The organism is Bradyrhizobium sp. USDA 4341, from assembly GCF_054063755.1.
The window spans coordinates 7866823-7881560 of sequence record NZ_JBSSGO010000002.1 but is presented as its reverse complement, the minus strand read 5'-3'; the positions used below and the strand labels follow the sequence as shown (position 1 = coordinate 7881560).

General features: G+C 57.8%; 13 protein-coding genes and 1 pseudogene. 10 read left to right on the top strand and 4 right to left on the bottom strand.

Annotated elements, in window-relative coordinates; genetic code table 11:
* Nucleotides 1-7 precede the first annotated feature (7 nt).
* From nodB to ACVIGB_RS43090, 3 genes are read right to left on the bottom strand one after another with little or no spacing between them, the layout of a single operon-like run.
* A complete protein-coding gene (gene nodB / locus ACVIGB_RS43100; RefSeq protein ID WP_456724758.1) occupies nt 8-667 on the bottom strand; it encodes a chitooligosaccharide deacetylase NodB in 660 nt (219 codons plus the stop codon).
* Entirely contained in the window at nt 664-1296 is a 633-nt protein-coding gene (locus tag ACVIGB_RS43095) for a NodA family N-acyltransferase (RefSeq protein WP_456724759.1), read from the bottom strand. Before ACVIGB_RS43095 ends, nodB begins: the two co-directional genes overlap by 4 nt.
* A 55-nt stretch (nt 1297-1351) precedes the next feature.
* Nucleotides 1352-1687, bottom strand: a complete 336-nt coding sequence (locus tag ACVIGB_RS43090; protein WP_456724760.1) for a hypothetical protein — start codon at nt 1685-1687, stop codon at nt 1352-1354.
* 443 nt (nt 1688-2130) lie between these two features.
* On the opposite strand from ACVIGB_RS43090, the gene nodD1 reads away from it, so the two are divergent.
* The 6 genes and pseudogenes from nodD1 (at nt 2131) to ACVIGB_RS43060 (ending at nt 10025) form a co-directional block, all read left to right on the top strand.
* Entirely contained in the window at nt 2131-3075 is a 945-nt protein-coding gene (nodD1, locus tag ACVIGB_RS43085; protein ID WP_456724761.1) for a transcriptional regulator NodD1, read from the top strand.
* Nucleotides 3076-3710: 635 nt separating this feature from the next.
* On the top strand, nt 3711-4706 hold the full coding sequence (locus tag ACVIGB_RS43080; RefSeq protein WP_456724762.1) for a LysR family transcriptional regulator: 996 nt from the start codon (nt 3711-3713) through the stop codon (nt 4704-4706).
* A 925-nt stretch (nt 4707-5631) separates the two neighbouring features.
* Nucleotides 5632-6345: a MerR family transcriptional regulator gene (locus tag ACVIGB_RS43075; protein WP_456725291.1), complete on the top strand. Its 714-nt coding sequence runs from the start codon at nt 5632-5634 to the stop codon at nt 6343-6345.
* A gap of 444 nt (nt 6346-6789) precedes the next feature.
* Nucleotides 6790-7797: a branched-chain amino acid ABC transporter substrate-binding protein gene (locus ACVIGB_RS43070; RefSeq protein WP_456724763.1), complete on the top strand. Its 1008-nt coding sequence runs from the start codon at nt 6790-6792 to the stop codon at nt 7795-7797.
* 777 nt (nt 7798-8574) lie between these two features.
* Nucleotides 8575-8832 (top strand): annotated as a pseudogene (locus tag ACVIGB_RS43065) (transposase); the annotation flags it as partial.
* 164 nt (nt 8833-8996) lie between these two features.
* Complete coding sequence (locus ACVIGB_RS43060; protein WP_456724764.1) at nt 8997-10025, top strand: LLM class flavin-dependent oxidoreductase; 1029 nt, start codon at nt 8997-8999, stop codon at nt 10023-10025.
* Between the two features lie 426 nt (nt 10026-10451).
* On the opposite strand, the gene ACVIGB_RS43055 is transcribed toward ACVIGB_RS43060, so the two are convergent.
* Entirely contained in the window at nt 10452-10775 is a 324-nt protein-coding gene (locus tag ACVIGB_RS43055) for a hypothetical protein (protein WP_456724765.1), read from the bottom strand.
* A gap of 474 nt (nt 10776-11249) precedes the next feature.
* Here ACVIGB_RS43055 and ACVIGB_RS43050 point away from each other — a divergent pair, with 474 nt between their 5' ends.
* The 4 genes from ACVIGB_RS43050 (at nt 11250) to ACVIGB_RS43035 (ending at nt 14428) form a co-directional block, all read left to right on the top strand.
* Nucleotides 11250-11597 carry a NolY gene (locus ACVIGB_RS43050; protein WP_456724766.1) on the top strand — a complete coding sequence of 116 codons (348 nt, stop codon included), beginning with the start codon at nt 11250-11252 and terminating at the stop codon, nt 11595-11597.
* A gap of 989 nt (nt 11598-12586) precedes the next feature.
* Nucleotides 12587-12832, top strand: coding sequence for a hypothetical protein (locus tag ACVIGB_RS43045; RefSeq protein ID WP_456724767.1), 246 nt, complete (start codon nt 12587-12589; stop codon nt 12830-12832).
* A gap of 263 nt (nt 12833-13095) precedes the next feature.
* Complete coding sequence (locus ACVIGB_RS43040) at nt 13096-13308, top strand: hypothetical protein (RefSeq protein ID WP_456724768.1); 213 nt, start codon at nt 13096-13098, stop codon at nt 13306-13308.
* A gap of 397 nt (nt 13309-13705) precedes the next feature.
* Nucleotides 13706-14428, top strand: coding sequence for an outer membrane protein (locus tag ACVIGB_RS43035; protein ID WP_456724769.1), 723 nt, complete (start codon nt 13706-13708; stop codon nt 14426-14428).
* The last annotated feature ends 310 nt before the right edge of the window (nt 14429-14738 follow it).

Sequence of the window (14738 nt, the reverse complement as noted above, 5' to 3'; positions counted from 1 at the left end):
TTGTTGTTCAGTGAAGCTGAGGGAGCGGGCGGATCACGAAGCCGCGGCGTTGTAGTTCTGGAATCAGGTAAGAGAGCGCGCTAACCGTCTGATCTCGCCGAGTTGCATCAGCGCACGTCCCGTCCTCATCAGGAGGATATCCGTCGTGCAGGAGAACAATCGAGCCCGGTCGAACGGCTCCGAGTACCGAAGTCACAATTCTGTCCACCCCGGGCTGGGACCAATCTCTCGGATCGACCGACCAGTGCACAGCCGTAAGGCCAGCCTGCGCCGACGTAGCGAGCACCTCTTCGGTCCATTTACCGTAGGGGGCCCGCATGTGCCTGGGCGCGGCCTGCCGACACGCCGAACGAATCGCCTCGCTGGCCATTAGCACCTCACCGCGCACCTGAGTCGGCCCGCATCTGGACAGATCCGGATGCGTCATCGTGTGGTTCGCCACCTCGTGGCCTTGCGCGATCATCCGCCGAATGAGCTCGGGCTGCTCGGCTGCGTAGGTACCGATCACAAAGAACGTCGCTGGCACCCGATGTTGCGTCAACACATCGAGAACCTCTGGCGTGCAGAATGGATTTGGCCCATCGTCAAAGGTCAAATAGACGGGGAAGCTTCCGCTCACATCAGCGTAGTCGCAAGGAACGGCAGACACGGGGACAAGCTCCTTCACAGCTCGGGCCCGTTCCGATCGATCATTGCGCCGGCGGGCCACTCGCTGATCGCGCTTTGAACCGGGAACACCACCACGATCACCTCTTCGATGCGGATCGGCGACAAATTGGGATAGACATCCGGATGCGTGGAGCGGACGCGAAGGCCGGACATGAGGGTCGCGAGGCCCTGTCTTTGCACCAGTCGGGTAAGATGCTTCTCAAGCGCGGGCCGGACCGTCCCGAAGCCGAACGGGACTCCAAGTTCGTGCAGTTTAGGATACATCACCCGCAGCGCGTGGCTGATTCCCAGTCCCTCGAGATCCGGCCGCACGGCATACAGCCCAAGTTCGGCCACGAGTAGATCGACTGCACCAATCTTGATGAAGCGGCGCAGTAGTCCGACGTGAGCAGCTACACCATGGGCGTCGCGACCAATCACGCGGACCTCAGGCCTAGCGCCGGCCCAACTTCTGTTGCCTTCAAATGGCTGCGCATTGAAAGCACCGGTCGGCCCGTAACTCTTGCGAAAAAATTCGGCGAGCTCGGCATGCTCGGCAAGCCGCAGCTCGTTTTCCCAGCGAACGCTCCAATGAACTTGAGTACGTGCGGAAGGAGCTTCCGTGGCCCGAGATGCGATAATGTTCATGGCAGGCTTTCCTACGCGAGTAATCTCAAGAGCGGGGTCAGTCACACAAACTCACTCACCGGACGCAGATCGATCGAGAAATGCGCTGTCGCGTTTTGTTGGATGCCGGTTCTCCTTTGCGCGCCCGGCGCCGGAGCAGATCGCTTGGGGTCGCGCCTTTGTGTGCGATCAGCTGATCGCTCCATTGAGGCTTGTCATTCCGACCGAATGCTGTGCCGAAGGCGTACGGACGGGGCGATTTGATCGTGCAGATGTTATCTGCACCATGGAGCCCTTCTGCCTCGTCTATGGCGGGCATCGGCGCTTTGCCGCTAGTGACCTGACCATCGATGCGGACCACCTCGTTGAGGGAGCGTCCCAGTGACACCAGATCAACTTGGTTCTCATGCATCTTCGACACGCCCCGAATGCGATTGACAGTCGAGCCAATGGACTGTCGCCAGATCTATTTGGCATCCGCAATCTGCGCCTGCCGCTGTATCGCGACACTAGGGCGATGCTGATCCGGCCCTCAAGTGTACGCGGGTAAACCGCCGATATGGAAAGGGTTGGAATACACATACGAAGGTTTACCGAGCGCGTCGCGTTGCAACGGATACGCGGGTTGCGCTGGTCAAGACCGACGCCACTCGTACGCCTTCGCGTTGAATAACCGCCCAAGAAGCCAACAGCAGCCGCTCGCGTTCAAGGGGTTGTCCAGAGCCCGCGCACGACCGACAGCCATCCTGGTGTTCCGACCATTTTCTAAACTGATGTTTGCTATCCAACATCCCGCAGTTTGGTAAAATCGATTGTTTCGATAGAATGCATCCACACGATGGATAGACTCAAAAGATGCGATTCAAAGGACTCGATCTAAACCTGCTCGTTGCGCTCGATGCTCTGATGACCGAGCGCAACCTCACGGCCGCGGCGCGTACAATTAACCTGAGCCAGCCCGCTATGAGCGCGGCAATCGCGCGGCTGCGCACCTACTTCGGCGACGAACTTTTCACGATGCGCGGTCGAGAGCTCGTCCCGACACCGGGCGCGGAAGCACTCGCGGGTCCCGTTCGCGAGGCCCTCTTGCACATTCAAATTTCAATTATTTCGCGAGATTCGTTCGACCCTGCTCAGTCCAGCCGTCGCTTCAGGGTCATTCTCTCCGATTTCATGACAATCGTCTTTTTTCGACCAATCATGGACCGTATCGCACAGGAAGCCCCGGCTGTGCGCTTTGAATTGCTGCCCTTTTCGGATGAGCCCGACGAGTTGCTCCGCCGGGGCGAGGTCGACTTTCTCATTCTGCCGGAGTTGTTTATGTCGAGCGCTCATCCCAAGGCGACGCTGTTCGACGAGACTCTCGTATGCGTGGGATGCCGCACGAACAAGCAGCTGTCACGACAACTGACATTCGAAAAATACCTTTCGATGGGTCACGTTACGGCCAAATTCGGACGGGAGCTGAGGCCCAACCTGGAAGAATGGTTTTTGCTTGAACACGGCCTAAAAAGACGGATCGAGGTGGTAGTGCAAGGCTTTAGCCTTATCCCACCCATAATAATGGACACCTGCCGTATCGGCACGATGCCTTTGCGACTCGCTAGGCACTTCGAAAAGCGGATGCCCGTGCGGATTGTCGCACCGCCCTTGCCTCTGCCCACATTCACCGAAGCATTGCAATGGCCTGCGTTCCACAACACCGACCCAGCGAGTATTTGGATGAGGCGAATATTGTTGGAAGAGGCGTCCAACATCGCATCGGGGCATATCGAGACATCTACTCGCAGGCGATGTTAAGTTCACATAAGGCGATTCCGGCCGTGTCTCGAGTATTGCGGCACGCCATTAATTCTCCGCCGACGCTTTCCATTTCTCGACGCGCGATGTTGCAGACGCCTGACGTTCGATGAAGAAGCGCTCCGAGGGCTTGGCAGGTCGAGCGCGTAATAATGTTCCGGCTGAGGTTGGGATACCGGCGATACAGGTCGACGGACGCCCAGCGTTGCTGCGGGACATAATCCTTATTGGTGTGCAAATGTTCGGCACGTTCAATTATTCGCTTGAATCCCACGCTGCGTGAGGTTGTAGGCTGCGCGCCTTGGCTCGCGCTGCGTTAAGCGGCGGTCGACCGGGCGCACAGCCGAACTCACGGCTTTGGCGGAACAACTTGGACTGGTGCCAATAGTTAAGACCGGGTCTTGTTACGAGGCGCGCGGGAGCGGCGAGCCTATTAGCTACGGGCTTGTAACGGTTTCCGGCCTCTGATGTCCGCCAACGGCCGAACTGTCCATTGTTGCGATGATTCCGCGACCTTCCTCTCGCGATCGCAAGGTGGGACGAAACCGATTCGGACCAGCCGGTGAGACCGCCCCAGACGTGGCCGCGGCCGGTCGTTTATACACCGCAAGCACGTTTGCGCCGGATAAGAAGATATGCGTTTCAAAGGACTGGATCTTAATCTTCTCGTCGCGCTCGATGCTCTAATGACCGAGCGCAGCCTGACTGCAGCGGCACGTAAGATCAGCCTTAGCCAGCCCGCTATGAGTGCAGCTGTGGCCCGACTGCGCTCCTATTTTGGTGACGAGTTGTTTGTAATGAGAGGACGAGAACTTGTCCTGACCCCGCGCGCGGAGGGACTCGCCGCTCCGGTTCGTGAGGCGCTGATGCACATTCAGCACTCGATTATCACGCGGGAGGCCTTCGACCCTGCCCGATCGAACCGGCGGTTCAGGATCTGCCTGTCAGATTTCATAACCGTCGTATTCTTCCGCCACGTCGTGGAGCGCGTCGCGCGAGAAGCACCCAATGTCAGGTTCGAGCTGGTGACGCTCACCGATGAACACGATGAGCTACTTCGGCGCGGCGAGGTCGATTTTGTCATCCTGCCGGAACTATTCATGTCCGGTACACACCCCAGAGCGGCCTTGTTCGAGGAGCGTCTCGTTTGCGTGGGCTGCCACACGAATAGTCACCTACTGAGGCGGTTGACATTTGATCGGTATATGTCGATGGGCCACGTTGCGGTCAAGCTCGGAGGCGCACGCAAGACCTTCGTCGAGGATTCCTTGTTACTCGATCTCGGCCTCAATCGGCGCATCGATATTCTAGTGCAGAGCTTCAGCATGATCCCACCCCTGCTAGTGGGCACAGGCCGCATAGGGACCATACCCTTAAGGCTCGCCAAGCATTTTCAAAGAACCGCGCCGCTTCGGATTGCCCCGCTTCCCCAGCCATTCCCCACCTTCACCGAGGCAGTCCAATGGCCAGTCCTTAATAACAGCAATCCAGAAAGCATCTGGCTGAGAGAGATATTGCTGCAGGAGGCAGCTCGCATAGCAACTGCGCGTGAAGAGGCATTCAGCATTAGCGCTTCGGAACAAGCGGATGATGCCGGCCCCTTCGCACGATCGGTCTCGCCGTTAGCGTAAGGACGTTAGCAAAGGTGAGCGAACCCGGCCCCCGGACCGTGTCCCAACGCGTGCAATTTCGGATCGTCTCGCTCGAACTCATTGTCTCTCGTCAAAGCCCCTCATAGTTAGCGACCGTCACAAGCCCGAGGCCGTCCTTCTCGCACCGGCGACGGGCTCGACGTAAAGCGGTCGCTCGAGCATTAGCCGGCTTTGAGAGACAGAGAGGTCGCTACGTGCTCGCGCCAAAGCTACGCTGGCGCATTGCAAGCCCGGCTTGCGGCCGCGCCGCTCTCGAGACGGCAGGATCGGCTCGGCGGCTAATCACATCAACGCGGCGAATCGGTCGTGGCGCTCGCAATGAGCGGACGATCCGGGCTCGTCGGAGACCCAGCACCACAGCGAACGCAATGCCGATTGATTGTGCATATGAATGTTGGACTCGCTCCGTCTAAGCAAGGCATCGCACGCGCGTGTTGCTCTGTCGCATCACCCGAGAGCGCACCGCATCTTCGTCTTTCTGCGCCGCCGGTCTGACTTCTTTTGGCCGCACCTCGGCCAAACGTCTTGACGAGATGCGCTATGCCGACGCAATGACGAACAAGGAGCCGTACGTTGGAGCAATACAGTGGAGTATTCGATCCCGAAGAGCTTTCTGTCTTAGGAAGCCTTTTTGACAGGGCAGTCTCCGCGCTGCCGCCATCAATGCGAACTCCGGAAAATCGAACGGCGATCGCCAAACTCATCCTGGAGCGTACAGCGGCCGGCAACACCCAGCTGACATGCTTAACGAATCTGTTGATCACCATTTCCCCCCAGGGTTGATCGCGCGCCGTTCTAAGGATAGTCACCACACCTGCGCTGGAATGGAAGACGATCCAGCTAGAGCTTTGAAATGGCTTGAACCCAACGTGACGTCAGGTTGTAGGCTTTGAAATTGAACAACATGAGCAAAGCTACACCAAGACGGCGTCGATGGCGCATTGGCGAACTTGCGGAAGCGACCGGAGTGACGGTACGCACGCTGCATCATTATGAACACACCGGCCTGTTAGCCGCTTCAGAGCGCACGGACGGCGGCCATCGGATGTACGACCGCGAAAGCGTCCAGCGGGTTCATCAGATCCGGGCGCTACGTGAGCTCGGCTTCTCCCTTCACGAGATCCGTAAAGCTATGGAGCGGACGACTTCACTGACCGACCTATTGCGCAAGCATTTGGAGCGTATAGAGCTTCAAGTTGCTCGAACAACGCTGCTGCGAGATCGATTGCGCAACATGACGACCGACAGTGACGTTCAGGTCAGCGTGGATGAGCTACCTGCCGCCTTGGACGCCATGTCGCGGGTTGAGACACGTAGTCAAACATCCCGATGCACATGCAAGTTGGCTGCAGAGCGCGAGGAGCGATGGCGACGCATTCGGGACGACCTCCGCGATTGTATGGATAGAGGCGAACACCCTTGCGGCGAGCGCGCGAAAGCCGTCGCGATTGCCGCGCGCCTGCTGATCGGCGAAATCGCTGGAGCGGATTCTCGGGTTTCGACGATCCTGAAGGTCCTCGCACGCCTAAGCGCCCCACGCAGTTTGGCTGGTTGGGATCCCTGCCTCATGCAATATCTCGATCTTGCCCTCTCCGGCCTGGAGGATCAGCCATACTGAGATCACTAAGGCGGCTTCGGACGGCTTGACCAGTCCGCTTGGCCGGCTCGATCGTCATGGCGGTTCGGCGTGATCCGCCGGCTTTGATGCCCGGCGGCAGCTTCACCAATCACCGGTCAGATTTTCTGCGAGGGTCTCGGCGATCCGCCGCTTTCTCTGATGCATTGAGCGAAGCTCCCGTTCAAGAAAGACTTGAATCGCACGTAACGTCAAATTGTAGGCTCCGCCATGGTCGTTGCCCGAGCTGACGCATGCTTCGCTTGAAGATCCTTACCTGCGGGCCCGTGCTGGCCGCAGACAGTTGGGCTTTAGATCGAGGTGAGCACTAGGAGTTCTGCAGTGTTGAATAGGTGTTACACTCCAGCTGCAGGTGCGGCCTTCCTTTTCTGTGCCCTCGCCTCGACTGCACGGGCTTCGGACGTTCATATTGCCGTGGCCGGCCCAATGAGCGGAAGCAGCGCGGCGTTCGGCGCGCAGATGCGCAACGGCGCCGCCGCGGCTGTCGAGGCGTTGAACGCTTCGGGCCTGCTTCCCGACACCAAGGTGATACTGAGTGTCGCTGATGACGCCTGCGACCCCAAGCAAGCGGTCGCCGTTGCAAATAAGCTCGCAATGGCTCAGGTGCGTCTGGTCGTCGGCCATTTTTGCTCGTCTTCGTCCATCCCAGCCTCCGACGTCTATGCCGAAGCAGGTATCATCCAATTATCACCTGGTTCGACAAATCCTCAGCTAACGGAACGCGGCATCCAGACCGTATTTCGGATCTGCGGCCGCGACGACCAGCAGGGCACCGTTGCGGCTGAATACATTCACCGACATTACCATAGTGACAAGATCGCAGTGCTCGACGACAAGAGCACCGCCGGCAAAGGTATCGCAGATGCGGTTGAGGCACAGCTTCAGGGATTCGGCGAACACGTCATTCGGCAGAGCTATATAGCCGGTGAAAAGGATTATACGGCGCTGATCTCTAGATTGAAGAAGGACGGGGTACGCCTCGCCTATATCGGCGGTTATCACACCGAGATTGGGCTGATCATCCGTCAGGCATCAGAAGCAGAGGCCGGCCTTACCGTCATGGCCAACGACCCGTTGATGACCTCCGAATTCTGGGGCATCACCAGCAGCGCGGGAAACGGCACGCTATTTACCTTCATGCCCGATGTAGCAACGAATGCCAATGCGGCCGACGCCGTGGCCAAACTCAAGGCTTCCGAGCTGTCGTCCGAAGGCTACACACTTTACGCCTATGCCGCAGTTCAAGCGTGGGCAGAGGCGGTGAAGCGGGCCGGTTCCCTCAATGCTGCGCGGGTCGCAACCGAACTCCGTTCACGACCGATCGAAACAGCCGTTGGTTCGGTCAGGTTCAATACCAAGGGAGACAATGCAGGCCCAGGCTTTGTGGTTTACCGCTGGCTCGACGGGCGTGTTGAAGTGCTCGACCAGAACTGATCGACGCGATCCACAGCCGTTCTCCGCCAACCCAGCCACGACACAGATGATGAAACGACATCAGGACCTTGCTGCCGTTATACTCGCGAGCTCTCTTGTGCTCGCGGCTTTCGGAGCGCTTATCGCCCTCGCTGCAGCGCTCGCAGAATTACCAGACGTCGACGTAGAGGAGGAGCTACGTCCGATGGTAGACAAATAGCATTCCGATTAAAGCCAGTTCTTGCGACGCTTCACTGTCAAACATCCGCAACAGTCTGATCGGGAATGCTGCGCAGTTCCAGCTGTTCCGCTCATGCGACAACAGCCATGACAACCAAACCGCCACGGCAATCTCCCCGTCGGCCGCGCATGCTGACAAATGCAACTGTACTTCGCAACTTCCGGCGACCTCACATTGCGCGAAACGCGATTGCTATCCAATCGCTGTTTCGCCAGCGCGTTCCTTGTCAATTCTGCCACCGCCTCGACCGCTCCCAAGCGACTTACGTCAGACTTAAGGTCTGTGCGAACGCGATCCCACCACCGGCCAGTTTGATGCGAAACCGCTCGTTGTGAAGCAAATTGTCGATAACAACCTCACATTGATTCCGGCAGCCGGCAATTCAGGCATGGCGCCTCGACAATCGGGCAGAGTTACAACATTGAGAATATTATCGACATGACTTCGATCAGCTCTCCTATCGGACTGCGCATCCCTGGACGTTGTTCTACTTTCGGGCACAGCCGCCGATCCATTTGGCATGAAGGATGGAAGGCTGTGCAAAACGGAACGGACAGATGAAACGACCGAGATTCACAGAAGAGCAAATTATCGCGATACTGAACGAGCATGGGGCTGGTGCGAAACCGGCTGATCTAGCTCACAGACACAAGATCTCTGAAGCGACGATCTGCGACTGGAAGGCCAAGTTCAGCGGCATGGACGTTTCGGCCGCCAAGCGGTTGAACGCGCTGGAAGAGGAAAACGCGAAGCTAAAGAAGCTTCTGGTCGATCACATGCTTGGCGTGGATGCACTTCGCGAACTCCTATCAAAGTAGTCGCAACCAATATGCAGGTTCTCACGCCCACGCTGCATGGCGCAAGCCCAGAGCGTTAGCTCCCGCAGAATAACCAGATCGGCCAAGTGATGCACGGCACGTCTTTGAGGCCGAAGGCACAAAGCAACTAGGACTCCCATTCCAGAATCGGAGATGATCGAGTGAAAAGCGGCCTTCCCTCAAGACTGACATGCGCAATCTTTGACCACTTGGACGACGACGGTCGCGATATTGCGCGACAGTATGAAGATCGTCTCAAGCTGGCGGAGGCGTGTGATTCTCTGGGCTTTTACGCTTATCACCTGGCGGAGCACCACTGCACCCCTCATGGCAGAGGGCCCTCGCCGAACCTGTTTCTAGCAAGTATTGCGCAGCGCACCCGCAGGCTTCGCTTTGGTCCGCTTGTTCTGTTGCTCAACCTCTATCATCCATTGCGCGTGTTCGAAGAGATCTGCATGCTTGATCAATTGAGCGGCGGCAGGCTCGAACTCGGTATCGGTCGCGGCTCCCAGCCGATCGAATGGGGCTATTTCGGCATCAGCGCAGGCGCGGCGCCAAGCCGCTATATGGAAGCCAGCGAAATCTTAAATGTTGCGCTGAAGGGCGATACGTTATCCTACCAAGGAAGCCATTTTGAGCTGAACAGTGTACCCTTAACTTTGAGGCCTCATCAGCGACCTTATCCACCGACCTGGATCGCCAGCAATCGGACCGAATCAGCGGAATGGGCCGCGGCAAATGGTGCAAATCTGGCGTGTGTCGGCCCCGCCTCTGCTGTCCGAAGCATTACGGATGCTTTTCGTTGCCGTCGAGCGCGCTGCACAGCCGCGGACGATCGAGAGCCATTCCTGGGGTTGGCTCGTATGATCGTGATTGCGAGATCTGACGGAGACGCTCATGCGGCTGCCGAAACCGCTTATGGACAATGGCTGGATAGCTTTAAGTTCCTTTACGAGCTAAACGCCACTCCGACACCGCCGACCCTGCCGCTGTCGTTCGATGCAGCACTGGAGAGCCAATTGTGCGTCGTCGGAACGCCAGCTTCCGCCCGACAGCAGCTTCTTAACCAGATGGAAGAGGCAGGTACCAACTACCTACTCTGCCAGCTTGCATTCGGGAGCCTTCCGCTCGACATTTCACTGTACACCGCGAGCGCGATCAGAGCCGAAGTCATCGATAGCTTTGGCTGACAATGTCTGTTCAACTTCGCTACTGCGGGATGCCCGGCCCCATGCCGTACGTGCCCATTGGCATACGATCAAGGAGTTCTTTCTTGCTCGACGGGAGATCCCAAACTCATAAGGATATAGGCGCGACGTCAAGCATCACTTTGCCGGCCGCGCAGCCGATGTCGTCGGCAGCGACTTGACATGTTGAATAGCGTTGGCATGACAAAGTGGCTCAACCCGTATGCGGGCTTGTCTTATGCGTCGTCCAGAGCAGGTCAAGGATAGTCGCGCGCGCTATCCGCGGACTGGATGCATCCCATCAAAACTTTCGATTTTACGGATTTCAGCCAAATGCACCATAGTCGCTCACCGATTTCCGGAAAGCACCTTTGACGAAGCTCGTGTGACCATGGACCCCCTTTGCTTTCTGCCAAGTCGCAGGCCGGCTCAAGCCTTTCGCGCCGACATCACCAACGATATCCCTCGACCTTTGAAACCGCGCCACCAGCGGTCCAGCTTCAGCCGGATGGCTCGCCGAACCGTATGGCCCTCATTCGAAGTAGCCGACAGCAGTTTCGTCATCCTGAAGGCGTCCCCGAAGATTAGGTGCTTCTCACGCGCATTGGCCGGGTTGCATGCGTGCGTCGCATAGAAGCCAGGCAGCCGCACTGGCTCTTGCGCCGGCCTCGGCAAGGCTTGTCGGCCTGACCAGGTGGACAGCCCCGTTACTTTCGCGATGTTGCGATTCTCAAGCAATGCGACGTCAGCCATCTGACCTCCTTAAACACAAAAAGGACGCGCTGGTATCAGCGACGCGTACTGACGTCGATTTCGGCGACGCGAAAGGCCATGCGACAACACTAGCCGCCCACTTACGCCCTTTGATCGCGGGGTTCTCATGCCGCCCATCCGCTCCACGCTGTTTGGTGGGTTCCGCCTATGCCAACGGCGTTCCTGCGAGGTCCGCTAGCTTGGAGTACGCCGGCTCGATAGCTCAATCAAAGACGGGCGTTCTACCACGCAGCGCACAGCGCTCTATAGCGAGCATACCTCCTTCAGGTCTTTCTGCGAGACCAGCCTGTCCCTTTCTTTGGTTGCACATGCGCGAGTTGTCTTGTGCAGCGGAAATTCCGTCACGCACCGCATCGGCTGCCTCGCAAACCGGAACGCACACAAAAACTACATGTCAATCTCGTCTAATTAATCTGGAGCAACACTGTGGAACTTGACCCTTCGAATTCACGCATGCAGGACCTTGAGGATCGCATCGACCTACAACTCGATATCGTGGCAACTCTCGTACGCGAAGGAAGCAACGAGCTCGAGGCAATCCAGCTGCTCAACGCACTCACGAACGAAATGATATCAGCGGAACTGGAGCTCGGCCAGCTCGGCGATACGAGCACCGGTGGCCATCCTGGCGGCGGGCGAGCAGCGCGAATGAGACGGGACCATGGCGTTTACCATCCAGAAGAGCTTCAAATCTTGGGGCGCCTTCTCGATCAGGCAGTGGCCGCTTTACCGCCTGCACTGCGCACTCCGGCCAACCAGACGCGGATTGCCAGATTGATTCTGGCACGTGCGGCGGGCTGAGGCCGCTTTGCTCCTCTGCGATTTGACGGCCGCTCAGTGAAAGCTTCATCGCCGGGCTGACCGTGGCTGTGCTCTCCTGCCCACGGATAAGGCCGCTTCGAGACCGTGGCTCACCGCTAGGTGAGTGAGCCGCTTCCACGTGCTGATCATTTCGCTTCGAGGAGCGAGACATTCATCCGATCTCCGCTGGACTGCACCTCAAACGCTTGATCATGGCAATGTTACATGCTCGCAGTTTACTCCAGGGCAGATAGGGGGACGCACGATCCGAGATATTCGTGCGAGGCACCGCACGGTTGACCGCGCCTTCCGATATTCGGATCTTGGCAGCATAACCTAGCTCCCTGATCGTGGCCGCATTGTTCTAAAGTTGCGGGCCACCTGATATTTCGTCGCCAGAACGAGCTCCTGGCAGATCAACGCAATTGTCGCGATAGCTTGTCCCGTTTCTTTGGTGCGCCCCATCCGGAGTCGAATCGTATCGCAAAAGTGGTGGCGTGCGCAGGAACCCGCGGATGCGACCAGGCTGTTGACGCATGTCGGGAAGCACGCGAACGGATTGTCGAGAACGAGCCACACAGCTGGACGCGACATAAAGAGCGCATACGACATCACCCAAAACACTTCTTAGCCTTGACAGTTTGGAAGCTAGCGAATGGCCTGCACCGTAAGACGGCTGTAGTTCGACTGACTCTTGGGAGTGTGGGCCCGGCGAACGGCGAAGGGCGAACGGCGGGCAACAAGATGCGCGGCGCAAAGAGGCAAATGTCAACGCAGGGTCTCTTCAGCCAATTCAGAATCGTCCGACTTACGCTGGCACTTCGACATTCGGTCATCCGGACTTCAACAAACGGCACTATAAAGGTCGCTGTAGGATCGACACACATTTTGGCTGTGGCTCCGACTTCTTGCCGCTCAAGACAGGCCGCAGCTCGTCGGCACGCTTCGGACAAAACTTTTACCTTGTGCCAGAGTCGAGGAGTTTTGAGATGGATCAGGTCATATCCGGCCAGGTGCAAACGCCAGAGGCTATCGTAAGCATCGCATTTGAAAAAGCGTGGCGCTTTGTCGAGAAGGACCCAGTTCTGGCGCATCATCTCAAGACGTTTCTTCACCGCCGCTTGCGAGCATTACTGGAGTGTTCGATCAGGACCGGCGAACGGAATACCCTGCATCTGGCAAACGAAGCGATACGCAATTTACGAGCGGAGCTGGCGTCGCCGAGCAAACAGTAGAGGTTCGTCCTCCAGCTGGCCGGTATCCTTGTTATCGGCAGGAACGGGACGGTATCGTCAACTCCCGAAGGGGCAGGTCGTGGTCGATCTGAGTTTTCCCTGCTCATCTTCTACACCGACGACTGCGTCAGGGAGCCCTGCTTATGCAGCTCTCGTGGTCTCCACACCAGTAGGACAGAAACGGGAGCACACCGGCAACGAAGGCGCGACAAGCACGCGCTGTCCCGACGTGACACAATGCGCACCGTATCTGGCAGCTTGGCATGCGTCTCGGCAATTTCGATGCGGGCTTCATCCGGCGCGGTGACCAACATTCTGCGGCAGATGATCTTGGCGGCGCACCAGCTCGATTGGCTTTCCTGTCGCGGCAAGAGCAGTTACAGCGCGCCAGATACCGCTCCGGATCTTCAGGGATGGCCGAATTTCGATCGATCAATGCTTCTGATGGATCATTTCCGACGTTACCAAAATCTTAAGTCGCCACACGAGTCCTGACTCAAGATATATTCAACTCTCATCCCGATAAGGACGCCTTCATCTGTGCGGCTCATGACGAAACCCGCTGAACGACGCGCAGCCGGAGGTATCGCCAGGAACCTGGTTGTGGCGGTGCTTCAGCAAATGCGCTCGCAGCATTGCGTCGCACCAGTGCCATCACGATCGCATCGCCTTCAGGTAAAGGCGCCACGAGGCGCCCTATCAATGTCGTTGCATTTTCGTCGAGGCGTCGCAAGTTAGGGCGCTTCACAACCTGACGCACCGTGCGTTTTGACTCATTTCTTTCGAAGGAATGTTGTGGCTCAGTTACAGCAATTCGCAATCATGTTGTTAAGACGCACGGCGCCGGGGGGCATCAAAAGGAATGACACTGGAATGAAGAATTTGCTGATTCTGACCGCAAGCATCGCACTCGGCGCTGCAGCTCCCGCATTCGGCGCTGACCTCGCCGGGCAGCCTGTCAACATCAAGGCCCCCCCATTTCCGGTCGTAGCCCCGATCAACGACTGGAGCGGCTACTATATCGGTCTCAATGGCGGCTGGGGATCGAGTCACAATTGCTGGGATTTCAACGGCGTTGCTTCCGAGGGCTGCCATAATTCGACCGGCGGCACCGTCGGCGGCCAGATCGGCTATCGCTGGCAGATCTTCAAAACGGTGTACGGCATCGAAGGCCAGGGAAACTGGGCCGACTTCAGCGGCTCCAATGTCAGCAGTGCCTTCCCAGCGGACACCATTGGCACCAAGACAGATGCATTTGGATTGCTCACGGGCCACGTCGGCTACGCGTTCAATGCCGTGCTGCTTTACGCCAAGGGCGGTGCGGCGGTGACCAGCAACACCTATCACGTCAACTCAGTGGCCACTGGCACCGAGCTTGGCAGGAATAGCGATGTTCGCTGGGGTGGCGCGCTCGGCGCTGGCGCCGAAGTCAGCCTGACCCCGAACTGGTCGGCTGGCCTCGAGTATAATCACTTGTTCATGCAGGGCAGCAACGTAAGCTTCCCCACGGCCGTCGGCTTCGATCGCGTTCACCAGGACATCGATCTTGTCACGGCACGGCTCAACTACAAGTTCGGCCCAGCGTTTGCAAAATAGCGAACCCCACGCGCGCAAGCGTCAAATCGAGAGCCCCGACTAACGGTCGGGGTTCTTTCTCGAAATGCTGCCCTACCGCCTCGCAACCAGCCAGCGGAACCGGCTCGAGCTCGTCTAGGCTTAGATCACTGGCTGGCAGAGCAGACCGCAGGCACACCCGAGGGCACCAAACCAGTCGGCTTGACATGCGTCGTCGAACTCCAGAACCTCACGCAACGTGAGTTTCACGTCGCCTGTCTCAACGAAGCACTGTTCGAATGACATGAGCCTTGCCAGGGCTTGGCGTCAATCGCACTTCCTGGCAGTGAGG

Bases quoted from the DNA above. Each gene is read 5' to 3' on its own strand.
- ACVIGB_RS43095 (WP_456724759.1), bottom strand. From the start codon at position 1,296: ATGAACATTATCGCATCTCGGGCCACGGAAGCTCCTTCCGCACGTACT.
- ACVIGB_RS43090 (WP_456724760.1), bottom strand. From the start codon at position 1,687: ATGCATGAGAACCAAGTTGATCTGGTGTCACTGGGACGCTCCCTCAAC.
- nodD1 (WP_456724761.1), top strand. From the start codon at position 2,131: ATGCGATTCAAAGGACTCGATCTAAACCTGCTCGTTGCGCTCGATGCT.
- ACVIGB_RS43080 (WP_456724762.1), top strand. From the start codon at position 3,711: ATGCGTTTCAAAGGACTGGATCTTAATCTTCTCGTCGCGCTCGATGCT.
- ACVIGB_RS43075 (WP_456725291.1), top strand. From the start codon at position 5,632: ATGAGCAAAGCTACACCAAGACGGCGTCGATGGCGCATTGGCGAACTT.
- ACVIGB_RS43070 (WP_456724763.1), top strand. From the start codon at position 6,790: ATGAGCGGAAGCAGCGCGGCGTTCGGCGCGCAGATGCGCAACGGCGCC.
- ACVIGB_RS43055 (WP_456724765.1), bottom strand. From the start codon at position 10,775: ATGGCTGACGTCGCATTGCTTGAGAATCGCAACATCGCGAAAGTAACG.
- ACVIGB_RS43050 (WP_456724766.1), top strand. From the start codon at position 11,250: ATGCAGGACCTTGAGGATCGCATCGACCTACAACTCGATATCGTGGCA.
- ACVIGB_RS43045 (WP_456724767.1), top strand. From the start codon at position 12,587: ATGGATCAGGTCATATCCGGCCAGGTGCAAACGCCAGAGGCTATCGTA.
- ACVIGB_RS43040 (WP_456724768.1), top strand. From the start codon at position 13,096: ATGCGTCTCGGCAATTTCGATGCGGGCTTCATCCGGCGCGGTGACCAA.
- ACVIGB_RS43035 (WP_456724769.1), top strand. From the start codon at position 13,706: ATGAAGAATTTGCTGATTCTGACCGCAAGCATCGCACTCGGCGCTGCA.